Raw genomic sequence first — 14,866 nt, forward strand, 5'->3', positions numbered from 1 at the left:
ACCGTTACAATTGAATCGATAAATTTAAAGCTTAAGTTCACGCCTTAAGGAGAAAATTTGACGGAGAGATAGCAGAGACTAACTAATGTATAGCCATCTTCGAGCTCTTCCAATTGAAAATCTCTTCAGGTTAGCTTATGACTCTTGAACGCTTTTTCTTTATAAGTTTTGCGGCTAACAGCTTGTAAACTTGTCACAAACTAGTAAGTAGGTACGTTTTAATGTGATAGGGCTAAGAAGACATAATTATGCTGGCAAGGGCTTCTTCCAATACAATTGATTCAACGCTTATGTTTAGCAATATAGCGTATTCAAGTATCTATCAAATGCAAAGCGTTGCTCTACGGAAAACAGCGGGCCAGTGCTGAGAAGTTTTTCTATATCTTTTGTTGTAGGCTGCAATCTAAGCAAAGCCCTGTATGTTCGTTGCTTTACAAGCCAAACGTGAAAAAATAATGCAGTAATACAAAAAGTTGCCACTGCAACTAATAATCCTATGATGACTGCTAACCATAGTCCGTACAACAAAGGGAGTGTTGAGTAACACAGAGTAAAAGTTAACGCACTGAGAAACATTATTATGTATCCTTCTCCCTTTACTCGCTTTGCCTTTTTTAGCTCCCACAGGAGCTCTTTAGATACAACGTCACGCATTTGCTTTGGTCCAGAATAGTCTCGAGTTGATATTAAAGTTCAAGTAGCAAGATTAGGTCAAGCAAAATGAGTTAGGATGACTTTAAGTAACTGTATAATTGTGCCTTTTGAATGATGCTAAGTGGTTTCAGTAGCACTCCAAACAGATAAATTTATGTCTAAAATTGCATGAAAAATACTTAGGGCCAACAATTGTTCCTGAGCCATTAGAAAATAGAGGCTTACTATAGCCCTACTTAACCAATGCATTTAGAATCGAATACTTAATGTTGGCGGTGTCAAATATGCAGATTACTTATACAAAAGATGCACTAAATCAATTACTACTTAACCATGACTACCTAGTGGTAATAGACATTGAGCATACCTGCACAGCAGATGGCTCAATTCCTCCGCATGAACGAGAGATTATCGAAATCGGAGCTATTCTAGTTTCAACTAAGAATCTTACGATTGTCAGCGGTGTTACAGAATTTAACGCTTTTGTTAGCCCAGAAAAGCATCCTACTTTGAGTCAATTTTGCTCTGAATTAACAGGTATATCGCAATCTCAGGTCATGAAAGCAGAGAATTTCAGTCAAGTTTTTAACGATTTTAAGATATGGTTACCAGAAGAAAATAGCTACATTTTTTCTTGTTGGGGTGGGTATGACCTAATACAGATAAATATTGATTGTACTAAACATAATTTAGAAGAGTTTAACCCGGCTACAGTGATTAACCTTAAGAAGGCATTTGCTAAAACTCAACAACTTAAGACACAAGTGGGATTAAGGCGAGCATTGGAATTATCCGGGGTCAATCTGGAAGGAACTCAGCACAGGGCTATATATGACGCTAGAAACACCGTTAAATTATTACCACAAATTTTTAGATAAAGAGCCTAAAAACCGTGGCTTAACTATAGCGGTGTCTCACTTAAAATCATTCAGTTCGGAGAAATAGAACTAGCACTGAAATAATGTCTGTTGGTTATATGCTATTTACTTTCGGTTCAGGCAAAAAGCCACTTTTCAATAATTTTTGTACCTTATCTATTATTACCAGTTCTTTAATCGTTAATGGGTTTGGTAGAAGCGTTTCTGCATTTCTTCCGCTATCTGGTAGGTAACCTAATAGTTTTGCATAGGAAGTAACTTGTGAGCCCAAAGAGTCATAATACATATTAAATTCCTCTTCAGTTGATTCCTTCCTAGCTTTTTGACATAAACAGCAAACCTCAAAGAATAGTAACATCCATAGCGGGCCAGAGTTGTATTTTGCCTCCCTTAATACTTCCCCGTAATGCTGTGTTGCAATAATAAATTCGCCAACGGCTACTGCGTTCTGGGCCTTATCCCAACTATCAAGCCAATCAGGTTTGGCTGTTAGGCTTCTACTCCATTCTTTAATTGAAAACAGCTCTCCATTGCCATAAACGAAGTGCATGGTTCTAGGAATCCTATCTACCTTGTTTATGATTAAGGCATAACCATCCAGTGTGTCTTGATATTCATTAAGGTTAGCTTCCGCTCTATCGAACACCTTTAACTGTTCAACGTTAGGCTGTCCCTGCTCCACAATGTCGTCAATAACTACGCTGGCTGACTGTATTTGAGTTGAACCAATAGTTGGATAACTAAACTGCTGGTCCCATAATGACTCACATTGGTTGTCATTTAAATGAATGTTAAGGTTATGTACGATGAAAGCACCTAGCGCAGTAGCTGTAAAGCCAGAATGGTCGCCCTCAACAGGGTTCAATTTCTGCAAAGGTAAAATTGTTTGCAGGTAGATACGCCACTTAACTCTAGTAAAACGAGAAAGTCGCTGGATTACCTGTTTAGTGGCATTATCTACACTCCCTCCCTGTAAGTCAGTAAACTCAGCACCTTTTGAGCTTTTTTCCTCTGCATGATACTGACAAAGCTTATAGACAGAACTTCCTGCGTTAGCCAATAGTTCGTCGATTAAACGGCGTAGTGGCCAGTCATCATGCAGGGTCTGCTGCAACATGCCTGTATCACCAAAAGGATGCTGAGAAACGAGGTTAATGACGATAGATTTTAGGACATTATTAACAAAATACTGATAAGCCTCTGGCGTAGCCCCTTGTTCAATAACAAACTCCCGAACCCACTCTCGGTAGTATTCTAGTGCATATAGATAATAGCTTTTCGCTAAATTAGCTGTTTCAGGTTGATGATACCGCTGTTCTATAACTTGTAACATGTATTCCTGAAATTCTGTAAACTCACGAACAGTACTGAAATCATTTTTTGCGTATTGAATGACGTATGCTCTGACAGTTTTAAATAATAAATCTATACGCTTATCACCAGGCGCAAGTTGGAGAGTTTCGTTAAGTAGATCTTTTATAGTAGCCTTACCTTTCATATTGCTTTCTACCAACAAGAAAGCTTCCTCCAACGCTTGTCTACGTTCTTTTTCGGTTGCAGGTACAAAGAATGTAGTTTCTTTCTTTTCATCACTCCATAAGGCCAATGAATCACAAACTATTTTATGAAACTCGCCAAGAGTTGGTACTTGTTTAATGCCTGACATATTTGCTTCCTTATAATGACAAGCCAAACAGTAACAGATTAACAAACCCATACTAGGTGTTAAAACATTTATTGCTATATATCATCAAGTTATTAAGTATGACTGCAAGCGTTAAGCGCTTATTGAGTAGCCTGTTAAGGCCCTAGAAGGATTTAACCCCACAACAGTAATCAACCTTAAGAAGGCATTTGCTAAACCCAACGACTTAAGATGTAAGTGGGGTTGAGATGAGCATTGGAAGTATACGAGGGCAATATAGAAGGAACTCAGCACAGGGCTATATATGACGATAGAAACACCGTTAAATTATTACCAAAAATTTTTAGATAAAGTGTCTATAAAACTGTGGGCTTAACAGGCTTACCAAAGTGTCATAAAGGCACCTATGGCCGTCCTTCTCAAATCGACTCAACAGAGAGTTCTTCTTTGAAACTCCAGATTAAGCTCGGGTGACTGATATTACCTACATCAGGACTCTGTAGGAGTGGCTTTATCTAGCAGTGGTGATTGATTTGTTTTCTCGTAAAGTAAACGGCTGGCAAATGAAACCAACTTTGGCCAAAGGGACCGTGCTGGATACATTATTGATGGCGATATGGCGTCGTAGACAGACTGAGAGTGTAATAATACACTCAGACCAAGACTCCCAATACGCCAGTGGTGACTGTCAAAAGTTTTACCAATGGCATAACGTTAAACCAAGCATGAGTCGTCGCGGTAACTGCTAGGATAGCGCCTTGGAAGAATCGGTTTTTAGCAGTTTAAAAAAGAAAGAATTAAAAAGTGGATCTATAAATCTCGTGAACTGGCGTGCATCGAAGTATTTTATAATCGCCACCGATGCCAGACGCACCTAGGTGGAGTGAGTCCATAGACATTTGAAGCAGTCTCAAAATGAAGCAGATAAATGCTTAGGATTCTGGTGCCTGTGCAATATTGAAAACGTTATTCAAGTGCTGCTCTTTTTACCCCCTATTGATTGAACTCCGCTCTAATACCAAGGTCGTGGATTAAAACCTGGCCTGAAACAATCTCATGACGAATGATTCGCTGCTCCTGAACGGCTGACTTATCACCAAACTCCGCAAACCTATCATTACTAACTATAAAAGTAGTCTTGGCAGTTCCAGCAAGATCTAGAACTGTTTCATCGGCCTTAACGCTAGTTGCAACAACGTGCACCTCGATATCGCTATGAAAAGTCACACGAATATCAGAATCACTACTCCCAAGAGCTCGCCGAATCGAACCATCAAAGACCAATACTACTTCATAGTCATTGGCGAGATAAGGAACCAAAACCTTTAAAGCAGAAAGCCCTATGAATTTGTCTCCTTGGTAACATAAGTTGTTACCATCGAGTATAAGCTTTTCAACATTCCAAGCTGCTTTTTCTGTGACAATTTTCGCACGATTGTATAGCTTTTCGAGATCTCTATCGAGTTTTCTAATTTCGGAATTCTTTATGGAAATTAGTTTTCTTGGAGAACTTATCCCGAATTTTTCTTCGCAGATTTGATGCACTGAGGCACGCTCATACGAATTGTTCGCATTTGATAATTCATCATCTAAAAGTTGAGCATGGTGCTTTACAGAGGAAGCCTCAGATTTTTTCTGTGCCGCATCACTAATTTGTTTAACGATCGGCGCTAGTGCATCATCGAACTTCTGTTTTCTTTCTGCAATCCTTTTGACTTTCTCTTTTTGTTGAGATAGTTGACTCGCAAGTATGCTGCTACTTTTGACGCTGGCATTTAGATCAAAACTACTATATCTCTCAATCTCTTCAATTGTGGCTTTCTTACGTTGTATAAGGTCTATTATCTGATCGTCTACCGATGAGAGCCTCTTTTTCTTTTCAAGCTCAGAACTCTTCATTGTCCCTTCGAGTTCACGAAGTTCCTGCTGATGCGAATCGAACCAATTCGTCGGATTCCAGCGGCTACCGATGGATTCTGTGGTCTTTTTTAGTGCGAGTTCAATACTTTGAATTTCATCGCTTAATTCAATGCTAGCTAGAGAGAACCCCTCTAATTGAGTTTGGATTTTAACGCTATTATGGAGCAGAGCTTTTAGCACTGTGCTCTCATACCAGTTAATCTCGTGTCTTTTTTTGTCATAACTTGTAGTTAGCTTTGATTTCTCTGCAATAGCACTCTCATATTGCTCGTCAAAAGGGTTTTGTATCATATGGATAATCTTTCAATACCTAGATATTAAATTCGGAATAAACCCGAAGCTTATCTCCAGGTTTCATGACATTTAAAAGCATGTTTACGTTGTTCGGACTTTGATTCGCTCAGATGTTAATGCGCACAAATATGGATTCTCTCCACCACTATTACCTTCTAATTCACTGTAAACAGGGCAATTACGGCACCCCTTATTATGCTTACACGATCCACATTGGCTAGAAAAGTAGGCGCGTTTAATGCGTTCACTTTCATTTATTAACTCTGTACGAATGGTCTCAAATGAAACAGTAAGTATATTAAACTTAAGCTTTCTATTTACGGCGCACATAGAGACATAACCATGTTGATCAATAAACAAAGACGTCATACCGCCACTACATTTTCTATAGTAATCAGAGTCATTAGGAGTGATTGGGATTTTTGTTACTTCCCGTTGTTGATGTAATCTTGTTTCAATTTCAACAATAGCCTCAGGCGTTAACCGGAAACCAAGATTATTCTGTCTGTCGAGACTTGGGATCATATATGTATTGATATTAATGTCGTGCTCTCTAATGAATGCGTACCATTGCTCATTCATCTCACACTGGTAAGGAGTTATCCCAATATAGGTCTTTATACCTTCACGCTTTAATGACTCAATGTTGTTTATTACACTATCAAAGACACCAGCTCTTGAACCTGTAAATTTTTCATATTGTTGCTGATTTTGTCCGTAAACGGAAACAGATACTGATTTAGGAAGCGATGTTTTAAAAAAATCAATCCAAGCTTTATCAAGTAAAGAACCGTTGGTAAACACCTGTAATTCAAGCCCTAAATTATGAATATAACTATAGATCGACTTAAACTGTGGATGCATAAGCGGTTCACCGCCAGTGAGAACAACTTTCTTCACGCCAACATTATATAGAGTATCAAAAACCTTGAACCAATCTGTTATTGAGAGGCTCTTGGCTGATTTCTTATCAAGATAACAATGCCGACAATGAAAGTTACATTTAGAAAGAAGCTCTATCGTTGCGGTATTCAGAGTCAGATTATCCAAAGCAATCTACTCTTCTTTCAGCAAGTTCACAAAAGAAGTGAATTGCTTCACTACCAGAACCGTGTTCTAGGTTGGCATAAGCTGAGCACCACCGACAAAGTGATTTTTTTTCGCATGAAAAGCATGGACTCTGTTCAAAGCGCTTTTGCATCAGGCTATGAGTACTGAGTAGAAACTGCTTCAGTTCTTCTGGGGAGCTTGTCAAAAATTCACATTTCTCAGTGACAAAAAGTGAGCAAATAGCGACGTTACCATTAGAGTCAATTGATAAACTGCTTAAACCACCACCACATCGGATAGACGGCTCTGTGGCTTTATCTAAGACAGCTTTTTTCCAGAACGCGATAGTTTCGTCCATGGAATTTTCAAACTGTATAATTTCATCAGCAGTTAAGCGCTGTTCTATGCTAGAAGTGTCGCCATCCTTTTTACCAAAAATAATCGGATCGTATACCATGGAAGTGTTGTACCTAAGAGCAAGTGCTTCATAATCGCCTCGGAGAGCTTTAGAATAATTTGCCTTAACCAAAACGGTTTTTAAGCTGAAGGGGATATCTGATGATTCAAAGAAATCTAATCCGTCAATCAACTCTTTGTAGCTATCTTTCCCTGTGAAGTGAATATAGTCTTGAGGTGTTAATCCATAGACTGTAATACTAACATTGTAAGGTTTATATGCTTTGAGTAGCTTTTTTATGCGATTATTAATTAGTGTGCCGTTCGTCATCAAACTGATGATAAACCCCTTAGATTTGGCATATAGATAAACTTCCCGAAAAGGCGAGTAAGAAAAAATCTCACCGCCCGTAAATGTTAAATAAAGCACCCCTAACTGGTACAGTTTATCGATTACAGCCTTAGCGCTCTCAAGGGATAACTCAGACTTCTCTTTGGGTATATAGCAATGTGCACAACTTAAGTTACATACTTCTGTAAGTTCAATGCTTGCCATTATTAGCGTGTTGCTAGCCAAGGCATCAGCCCTTAACTTTTCATGATTCATAAAAAGCTTCCAATATTTCATTTTCCAGATTCAAAATTTCAGTTTCGGTTACCTGGTACTTTGCGGCGATGCGTGAAAGATAATTTTTATATAGAACTTTACTTTCTAGGATTTCCATCACAATGTCATTGACTTCAAAACAGTCATTATCATACGTATTTATGGCAATGTTTATTCCATTAACCTTTCTTACTACAATTTTTTTCATTTTTTAATGGGAGCTAGTCAGGTATCTTGGTCGATTAATGCACCTATACCAAAAGTTATAACGCGAGAGTGTGTTAAGGAGTTAAAGGCGGCCATAAAAGATAGTTTGAAATGGCCGCAATACAAGGTTAAATAGATCAACACTGATTCATGTTGTCATCAGGACTTGGACCCCAACAGCCAAGAGTCTTCCCCTTAGATACAGGATCTTTTGGCTTTTTCTGAAAGGGTACAATTTGAACTTTCAGTTTTTCCGTTTTTTTTATCGTTGTTTTCATGTTAGCTCCATTGGTACGTTTCAAAACAAATTACCATATAACAAAACAGTTATAACTTGATGTAAATCAAATCCGTAGCAAAAACCCCTCCTCATACTTTCGTTATTATCGATGACTAACACAATACAGTTAGTCATCTTTTCTTCATGGTTTAAGTGGACTGAAAAAAGAACTAATCGATAAGACTAAATTAGCAACCTCTCTATTTGTGATTAGGTAAATTACACTTATGATTAAATCCCAACCTTTGAGACACGGGTTATCTTTAATCTAAAAACACAAGCTATATAAAACTACCTGATGTATTTAGTTTACGTGCCTGCCTGTTAATAAGTACGAAACGTTCTCTAGACTGCCACCTAGTTATTAGCAAAGAACATCATGCCTTAAGCATAATGTTCTTACACTTGAAAATATTTTTAATTAGGAAGCCTGACTATCTATTACCTTATGTCCATCAAGAGCTGAAAGGACATTAGTTAACTCGTACAGCCAGATATCAACGTCTTTTTCTACAAACTCACTTTCAGCCATAGCATTTGATGCGGAAATATCTTTTTCCATTTCAATTTCTAAATTAACCATGCACGCTTTTAGTGCTGATGCGGTCTCATTCCAGAAATTGTCAATCTTTGGTTGAACTGTATCCATGAATGGCTTTTTGTTAATGCTTTTAACTATTTTATTAGCAAGCGACTCTTCCCATGATGCTCCAAAGAATTTCCATGCTAACAAGCCAATTAAACTTGCTATTGCAATACCAATCCCTACAGGACCACCTAAAGTCGATATTGTTGAAATTACAGCTGTAGTGCTTGATGCGATTCCCAAATTAACCAATATTCCAGCTACCTTAGCTGAAAGAATATAACCACCTAGGTTACTACCAGCAGCTACTGCACTTGCATACATGGACATGGCACCAAAACTCGTTAAACCTGTTAAGCCCCCAATAAAAGCGGCTTTAGCGTCGAAATCAATTGAGGTGTCACCTATTTTGTAACCTGCATCTCCAACGGATTGACTTAGCTCTGACTCAAATTGATTCATCGCTAGCTGGACCTTATCACTATAAGCTGAAGAATTTCTTTTAATTGTGGTTTCAAACTCACTAGAGATTAGCTGACCTATATGGTCTCCAATTGAGTTCGCAGCCTCTTTCTTATCACTGTAGTTATCACGGATCAAAGCTTCGACAAATGATTCATTAGAAAGCTTCTGCTCAAGATTCATCATATCCTTTTCACAATTACTACGAAGCTCTGGCACGCTCTCTTCTAAAATACGATTTAATGCAGTTTTAACATTAGAATGAATCAGACGAAATCGGATAGCTCGTTCACTTGCTTCACTCTTACGAGTGCCGATATCGTCTTTAAACTTTTTTGTTTGATTGATCTGGTTACGTAACAATATTCGCTGGGACTCTAATACCTTATCAGCTGACTGTTCAATGAACTTACAATGGTGAGCCAACAAATACCCAGCCATTTCATCAAGCTGATGCAGCATATTCTCTTTAAGCTCTGGTATTTCTCTTGCGTATGGAAATATCACATCGCTGATTTGATATGAATTAAAGGCATTGAGGGTAATATTATTTCCAGCCCTATTGAGATCGTCTACCCATGATTTAAAGATAAGATCATTGAATTGATTACTGTAGCGCTTGGCTAATTTGTTTCTTAAAGAGCTCATTTGTTCAGTAGATACTGTGTGAGCTTTAGTTGCAAATAGCCTAATGTGAGCCATCGGTTCGCATGGGTCGACTGGAGGGTTTGCTCTTAGGATTTCGCTAAAAAAACCAAACGAGTTTTTGTCCAGAAAACCTGAGGCACCATCAAGGAAAAACAAGCCATCAACGAGCTCAACACCAGAGATAGCTATTTCACTATCCTCTGATTCATCACCATTCATGTCACCAGGAGTATCAAGCAGCCAAAGCTTTTCTAATATTGGAGAGTCCATAAAAATTACTGCGATATACGCGTTCTTATATTCAGGGTTAACTTCGCCATATGAATGTTGCCCTATCTCAGCTAAAAAAGTTTGCCCCCCTTGGCCTATAAGGTAATTATTAACCAACTTTTGGTCATGAATCATGTGCGGTTTAAAGCCTTTTCTAAATACGGCTACAGGCTCTTTTGTAAGTGTTTCAGGTCGATCAGATTCATGCATCAGCAGATTTAGGATATTTGTGGTTGGCTGATAGTCTTCCGGAAGTACAATCCCCCCTTCGGTTCCCACTATCACGTTAATCATGCTTGTTTTGCCCGAATCATAATGACCTAACATTCCAATTGTTGGTTTCCTATTTAGGCTTTCCAAGTTGTTTTTAGCTAAATTGAAGGATTCTATAAGAGCATTATTAGTCGGCGAGGGGTTTTCTGTATTAACCAGTATTCCCTGCCCAATATCTAACTTTCTGTAAGCATTAGTTATCGCAATTTTTATCTTTTCACTGGTGATTGTTTTCATCTCTAAAATATCCATTTTTATAGAAGGTCTAAACTTATCCATGCCCATATGTAATAAATCAAAAAAATCTTGAGGTCGCTTACCGATTGCGACCATATATGCTGCTATGTCTATCGAATTAGAAGATAAAGGCTCCTTTTCTATCCTTGAAACTTTTCGCTGACTTAGAATTATACTGCTGCCGTCAATATATGAAATGTCGGCTACCTGTTGCTGAGACAGTTCAGCTTTTTCACGAGCGAGAGTAAGTTCTTGAGCTAGAAAAATGTTCAAATTATCTAGATAGTTCATGCTTCTTCCACAATTCATTAACTTAAAATAACCTTACTCTGAAGAAAACGCTAAGTCAACCGCATCTTAGACGCATACGTCTAATGCGCTTGCTAACCTCTTGATTGTGTATGTCGTGTGGTATATATTGATTAAACTTAAAACAAATATAAGCTAAATAAGGATATCAAATGGCATTTCCACTAATAGGTTGGGCAGCTATAGCTGTTGGGGGAGCTATAGTTGCTTATGCGATGAGTAGTGATGACGACTCAAGTCAGTCATCAGGTGAGTCTACCTATAAAAAAAGCATAAAGCTTGAAATAGAGAAGCGAGATAAAACCAGAACTGAGGCGATAAAAAATTGCTTAGCTTTAGCAACGATGAATTTGTGGAAACAAAAAATTAGAGAATTACAGGAAAACAATACCGCTATTTTGTTCTCTAAAGATAATACAGGCCTTATAACTACAGAGTTTAGCCGAGAGCTTCTAGCTAACAATTACTCAGTGTTCATCCTTAACGAAGCTAAAATTAAAGAAATGGTGCAAACAATTAGGTCTTATATTTCAATTGATGGTAATACTGCAGACTTAGAAGTTCAAGATAATGACTTTCATCTTGTTATTGACCAAACGCTAGTTAAATACACTGAAGGCCCCCTGACACAGAAAGATTTCAATATGGTTGCACTTCACTTGGGGATTGTTGATTCAAATGATGTAGAAAACAATATTCTTTTCAACTTGCTCAATCCTCTGGTTAAATTATACAAAGTTCAGAGTTACCATCAAAACATTGATGTTTTGCTAGCGAAATATAACGCATTCTATGGCGAAAGAGAGGGGTTGGAATCAGACAATAATTATAATTCATCAATTGACTCAGCCCTAATGAAAATTAAGACCGATTTAGCGTAATGATTAAATCTTTATAATATAAGTAGCTTAAAAGGACCGTAATATGACAAATGTGGAATGTAAATCCTGTGGGTATACAGAAGAAGCAAATAAAGCCTTTTTCTTAAAAGTGTTAGGGGGAAGCTTTGTTGGTGGGGGCTTTTGGGCATGGGTGACATACTTTTTTGCAGGAACAGGATTTGCTTTTGCCATTTGTGTCGCTATTGTAACTGGAGGCGTCGCCTTGCTAGCCTTTTCTGATGAAATAACAAAGTGGTTAGCGGAAAGGTATGAGTGTCCATCTTGTGGCAGAAAGGAATGGAAATTAGTCAAGTAATCCCCTTAACTTTGAAACTATCTACTTTATAAATACGTGTCAGCCTAGGTTTGCTGACACGTATTTAAATGGAATAGCCTAGATACTAGACTTCAATAGAATTGGATTAATGCCGATTTCGTCTATCGCTCAAGAATAGTTGTAGACGAGAGGGCTTGGGAGTAAATATCGTTAACAGCATCTATTAGTCCATATAGGATCAGCGAGCTATCAACTCTCGCCTCTGGGTGGCAATATGCGATGACATACTTGCTTGGGGCTCTTTCATACCACCAAACACCACGCCTTGTTCTATTCCATCTACATTCATCAAACCCTGCAACAGCTTTGAATAAATCGCCAGTGCCACCACAGATAGTTATGTCTGGATCATATATAGAGTACTGCTTGGCTATATATTCGCTATCCTCTTTAGCAATTAACTTAAGGGAGGCATTATTAGTCGTGTGTGTTCCTGGTGACTTTTTTAGGTTGATTACGCTTAGGGATTTAAGAGTGTTAATCCTTATCTCCTTACTAATGCTATCAACATCACTCCATGCAATATCTACATTGTTAAGACCTAGGACCCAACGTACGATGTTGTCCCAAGTTTGTGGACGGGCTCCTTCTGCAAGAAACTTCCTTAAATCCCACCCTCCTCCCTTTGGGTCATTAACCTCTTTTAATACAACGCATATTTTGATTTTGGAGCTTAAGTATTCTAGCTCAGAGACTAATCCATCAGCGACAAAACCTGTTCTGTTTCGTTTCCACTCTTCAAAGAGTAATTCTTCACGCGAACTAAGAGACATATTTAACCTTTAACCATAAATACAAATTTTTTCTGTGGTACGTTTATCAAAAGTTAGCTAACTCTGTTTAACGGAGGTAATTCACCAAACTCTTCAAGGTACTTCCGTAAAGCTTCCTGTTCAGTAACCTTTGGATCGTCGGAACGTATTAGCTCAATTTGCAGCCTGTCGTAAGGAAACATAGTTGATATTTCCTGATGATTTTTATATCGAACACCACAGTCGTGAGAACGCGAGCAATGGCTAGGGCTCAGGCTCTTCTTAAGTTCAATTACGCGATCAAGAAATGAAGAAGCCATACCGAGATAGAGAATTCCTTCGCTATCTAATCCAAGTAATCGGCTAATAGGGCGCGGAATACTCTCATCACCCAAACAGGATAAAATGTACATCCCCCCCGACTTGTCGAAGGAGGCATCGATTTGATACCAAAAGTCAGGTGACGAGATAACAAACTTCATATGAATTTCCTTTACCTTAATCTTTGTACATAGTTTGCGCTACCTTGCTACCACGTTGTGATGTAGGTTGTTCGACTTCATCTCTCTGTAGGCAAACTAAACTTCTTTAATGATGCTGTTCTATTTTATGTTGGCGCTTTAAATCGAATTCAACTTGCTGCAAGACATTAAGTTGAGTGCCATTCTTTATAAAGTAATCTTCTAAGCCATATGCGATAACCTCTAATGGGGCATTGCGATAACCGTGTTGTGCGAGTTCTGCCATGTATCGCGTTATAAACCCTGCAGCACCGAGAGTTCGCCATTGAGCAACATGGACCAATTCATGGAAGTGAATATTTAGGTTCTTGGCCATATCGGGCAATAGGTAGTAGGTGTTCTTGTAAGTGATGCCATCAAGCGGTTGGCTAAGAAAGTTATCTATGACGGCTGACTGGCCGGCTAGAAATTGTGGCCTAGGTAACTCCTCGACAACAACATAGAAGGCTTGCTCAAGAAAGGCTTTGGGATAGAAACCACGAAGGTGGGCGTAAAGATGAACACAGCACGTTCGCTGTGACTCGTGCTCTCGATTTACTTCATCAATCCATTTTTCAATATCATGTAACATCATCTAATCCTTTAAATGGGTGTTGTTGGTGTGTCTTATTAAACCTTTAAATAGCGAAACGACTTTAGCTCGTTTTTGACTGCAAACTGCTTTGCTTCGCCTTTGGTCTTGAAGGGGTGAACATTGAGCGAACGTAATAGCTCTACCGACTGCCTAGGACAGGCTACCATCCAGTCCCCTTCACTAGTTTTGTGACTATTCGTACCTACTTCCACCCTTCGCACTTCACCATCGACAATGTACGTCTTGCTTATGCTGTCAATGTAATCGAGCTCAGGTACGACTTGCCGACAATTAATATCGTAGAATTGCGGTGGTGAGTGCATTGTGATGAGAAAGTACATTAGCGATATCTCTACTAATTGTGAGTTCAGCTTTAAAGTAAGTAAACGTTTTATCTCACATTTGTCTTTGATTTCAAAGCAAAATATTTAAGTTATGATATGTATGTAATTCATTGAAAATGAATAATACTAAATTACTATTAATCGCAGAGTTTGATTCTTTTCATTGTCGTGCCTTGGTCTCTTGCACCCTTAATAGCATCGTCTAATACAGTACATGTATACGCAGTTAAGAGACCTTCTCCTTCCTTAGGAAGGATGTAAACACTGCCTGAGGCTTGTGGCCAGATAAACTCATCTCCTTGGTCTTTGAGTTGAGACTTATCAAAGGTACCTGACGAAACACGCCACCTATCTCCATCTATCCAAGATGCAAATACCTTATATATGTCCTTCTCTCCAGCTCGAGTGATATGAACAATCACCCATCCTTCAGCTCTTACTCCCATTTTAACCATCCTTTCTTTAGTACGCTCTATTCAATGGTAGTAGACAGTGAGGGCTTGCGAAGTCGTAAAACTGTACTTTTAAGCCTTATCACCTCTCATTTGGTGTAAAGCGCGGTTTTTACTGGGAAAAGTTTTTTAGTCAAACTTTATGTAATTTTTATAATAATAATTACATATATTTTTCAGTGGCTTGCACCTTGTATTTTACAAAGTGTAACAATTTGGGTAATTGTTAAATCATGTGGGTTCATCATTTTATAGCTACCAAAAGCTTGTTTCTTCACTCTGTGTTTTT

13 protein-coding genes and 1 pseudogene are annotated in these 14,866 nt (G+C 38.4%); 4 read left to right on the plus strand and 10 right to left on the minus strand.

What is annotated here, in order from left to right; translation table 11 throughout:
• Window positions 1-938 precede the first annotated feature (938 nt).
• The gene (locus Q1A86_RS07600) at window positions 939-1,532 is read left to right on the plus strand and encodes a 3'-5' exonuclease (RefSeq protein ID WP_299804962.1); all 594 of its coding nucleotides are present in this window, start codon (window positions 939-941) and stop codon (window positions 1,530-1,532) included.
• 94 nt (window positions 1,533-1,626) lie between these two features.
• Here the strand turns inward: Q1A86_RS07600 and Q1A86_RS07605 are convergent, their stop codons facing one another.
• Entirely contained in the window at window positions 1,627-3,198 is a 1,572-nt protein-coding gene (locus tag Q1A86_RS07605; protein WP_299804964.1) for a hypothetical protein, read from the minus strand.
• A 449-nt stretch (window positions 3,199-3,647) separates the two neighbouring features.
• Here Q1A86_RS07605 and Q1A86_RS07610 point away from each other — a divergent pair.
• Window positions 3,648-4,072: pseudogene (locus Q1A86_RS07610) on the plus strand (DDE-type integrase/transposase/recombinase); the annotation flags it as partial.
• A gap of 98 nt (window positions 4,073-4,170) precedes the next feature.
• On the opposite strand, the gene Q1A86_RS07615 reads toward Q1A86_RS07610, so the two are convergent.
• The 4 genes from Q1A86_RS07615 to Q1A86_RS07630 all read right to left on the minus strand — a co-directional run bounded on the left by Q1A86_RS07615 (window position 4,171) and on the right by Q1A86_RS07630 (window position 10,698).
• Entirely contained in the window at window positions 4,171-5,388 is a 1,218-nt protein-coding gene (locus tag Q1A86_RS07615) for a hypothetical protein (RefSeq protein ID WP_299804968.1), read from the minus strand.
• 84 nt (window positions 5,389-5,472) lie between these two features.
• Window positions 5,473-6,441, minus strand: coding sequence for a radical SAM protein (locus tag Q1A86_RS07620; protein ID WP_299804970.1), 969 nt, complete (start codon window positions 6,439-6,441; stop codon window positions 5,473-5,475).
• Complete coding sequence (locus Q1A86_RS07625; RefSeq protein WP_299804973.1) at window positions 6,434-7,444, minus strand: radical SAM protein; 1,011 nt, start codon at window positions 7,442-7,444, stop codon at window positions 6,434-6,436. Before Q1A86_RS07625 ends, Q1A86_RS07620 begins: the two co-directional genes overlap by 8 nt.
• 908 nt (window positions 7,445-8,352) lie before the next feature.
• Entirely contained in the window at window positions 8,353-10,698 is a 2,346-nt protein-coding gene (locus Q1A86_RS07630) for a hypothetical protein (RefSeq protein WP_299804975.1), read from the minus strand.
• Window positions 10,699-10,868: 170 nt separating this feature from the next.
• Here Q1A86_RS07630 and Q1A86_RS07635 point away from each other — a divergent pair, with 170 nt between their 5' ends.
• Window positions 10,869-11,597 (plus strand): hypothetical protein, encoded by a 729-nt coding sequence (locus Q1A86_RS07635; RefSeq protein ID WP_299804977.1) that lies wholly within the window; start codon window positions 10,869-10,871, stop codon window positions 11,595-11,597.
• Between the two features lie 43 nt (window positions 11,598-11,640).
• Window positions 11,641-11,913 carry a hypothetical protein gene (locus tag Q1A86_RS07640; protein WP_299804979.1) on the plus strand — a complete coding sequence of 91 codons (273 nt, stop codon included), beginning with the start codon at window positions 11,641-11,643 and terminating at the stop codon, window positions 11,911-11,913.
• Window positions 11,914-12,035: 122 nt separating this feature from the next.
• Here the strand turns inward: Q1A86_RS07640 and Q1A86_RS07645 are convergent, their stop codons facing one another.
• The 5 genes from Q1A86_RS07645 to Q1A86_RS07665 form a co-directional block, all read right to left on the minus strand.
• Entirely contained in the window at window positions 12,036-12,707 is a 672-nt protein-coding gene (locus tag Q1A86_RS07645) for a hypothetical protein (RefSeq protein WP_299804981.1), read from the minus strand.
• 53 nt (window positions 12,708-12,760) lie between these two features.
• Entirely contained in the window at window positions 12,761-13,168 is a 408-nt protein-coding gene (locus Q1A86_RS07650; protein ID WP_299804984.1) for a hypothetical protein, read from the minus strand.
• 106 nt (window positions 13,169-13,274) lie between these two features.
• Window positions 13,275-13,781, minus strand: coding sequence for a hypothetical protein (locus Q1A86_RS07655; protein WP_299804986.1), 507 nt, complete (start codon window positions 13,779-13,781; stop codon window positions 13,275-13,277).
• A 35-nt stretch (window positions 13,782-13,816) separates the two neighbouring features.
• The gene (locus Q1A86_RS07660) at window positions 13,817-14,122 is read right to left on the minus strand and encodes a hypothetical protein (protein WP_299804987.1); all 306 of its coding nucleotides are present in this window, start codon (window positions 14,120-14,122) and stop codon (window positions 13,817-13,819) included.
• 140 nt (window positions 14,123-14,262) lie between these two features.
• Window positions 14,263-14,571 carry a hypothetical protein gene (locus Q1A86_RS07665; RefSeq protein WP_299804989.1) on the minus strand — a complete coding sequence of 103 codons (309 nt, stop codon included), beginning with the start codon at window positions 14,569-14,571 and terminating at the stop codon, window positions 14,263-14,265.
• Between the last annotated feature and the right edge of the window lie 295 nt (window positions 14,572-14,866).

Origin of the sequence: uncultured Shewanella sp., assembly GCF_947497935.1 — a bacterium.
GTDB lineage: Bacteria > Pseudomonadota > Gammaproteobacteria > Enterobacterales > Shewanellaceae > Shewanella.